At 66.6% G+C, this 1,210-nt stretch carries 1 protein-coding gene and 1 pseudogene; both read right to left on the bottom strand.

From position 1 onward, the window contains the following. Positions 1 to 95: 95 nt before the first annotated feature. Positions 96 to 431, bottom strand: a complete 336-nt coding sequence (locus tag AC2VON_RS10410; protein ID WP_486952885.1) for a hypothetical protein — start codon at positions 429 to 431, stop codon at positions 96 to 98. Continuing rightward, a pseudogene (locus tag AC2VON_RS10405) lies at positions 421 to 1,210 on the bottom strand (hypothetical protein); the annotation flags it as partial. The gene AC2VON_RS10410 and the pseudogene AC2VON_RS10405, both read right to left, overlap by 11 nt.

The raw sequence follows: 1,210 nt of genomic DNA, 5'->3' as shown, positions 1-1,210 counted from the left end.
TACAGCGTGTCCGGATTCGCGAGGACGGCAAGTTCCTGCGGGTCGGCGCCGGGGGCGGTCCACGGGTACGGACCCCAGGGGAGCCCGACGTCGTGCTACGTGTCGAAGTTCAGCGTGACGACCAGCTGCGAGAGCATAGCCAGCGCCATATTCTGCGCAAACGTGTGCACCAGCGGCAGCTGGGCAGGGTCGATGAACGGGAACTGACTGTCGGCGGCCTCGACGTGCTGCTGCGCGTCGAGCAGTTGGTCGATCACCGGTTGCAGGGGATTCGCCGAGCCCGAGGTCAGCGCCACCGACAAGTCCATGGCTGTCGGCTGACCCCACACGGCAACCGCCTGCGAGGCCGCCAGCACCGTCGCGAACGCGCCGGCCGCCATGCCAGCTGGCCGCAACGTGAATCCCCAGAGCGACATACCGCTAGCCGACATGGCTCAGCAGCGTGGTCAACACCTCGTGATTGAGCTGTGCCAGCGAGTCCCACAGGGTGTCGCTGAGCGTCGTGGAGCTGCTGGCGTTCATCACCGCGACCGCCAGGTCGTCGCGCGCGTTGAGCAGCCCGGCGGTGATGCTGGTGGCCGGGTCGGTGAACGCGTCGCTCAAGACCGTTTGCAGCCCGCCATAATCGCCGGCGTGGCCCAGCTGCAACGCTGCCAATACGGTGGGCAACTCGACGTCTTGGATCGCCAGGGGCAGATTGTTGACGAGCGCTGTCAGGCTGCCGCCCGGATCGGTCAGCATGTCGTGCGCGAGGGTGAGCGGGTCGGGGCTCAGCGCCGGCGTCAGCCGGTCGGCTATCGACGCCACGTCGGTTTGCCCGCCGAACATCTGGTGGAACTGGTCGGGGCCGATCGCAGCCTCTAACTGGTCGTAGCGCAGGTTGGCCCCCAGCCAGCCCAGGCCGTCGTTCTGGTCGTGCACGTAGTCGTATTCCAACAGCCGATCGTGGACGTCGGCGGCGTATTCGGCGGGGGTGACGACGGGAGTATCCGCCGGCAGATCATTGCCGACATCGGCGACATTGACCACCTCGGTCGTGACCGCAGTGCTCGGGATCGGCCCCGTGACGTCCTGCCAGCGCAGCAAGATGCTTCCGTCGTTGATGCCGGAGTCGTCGACCCAGTTCGCCACACCGGGGTCTTGGCTGCTGATGACGTAGTAGGTGAAGCCGTCGGGATCGTGAAACGCCTGGGTGTCGTTGAGGCTGCCC

The organism is Mycobacterium sp. TH-M82 (genome assembly GCF_057473605.1).
Note: the sequence above shows the minus strand (reverse complement) of the source record. Positions and strands in the feature narration are given on the sequence as shown.

What these genes read in the sequence shown, in the direction of transcription:
- AC2VON_RS10410 (WP_486952885.1), bottom strand. Translation starts at nt 431, where the DNA reads ATGTCGGCTAGCGGTATGTCGCTCTGGGGATTCACGTTGCGGCCAGCT.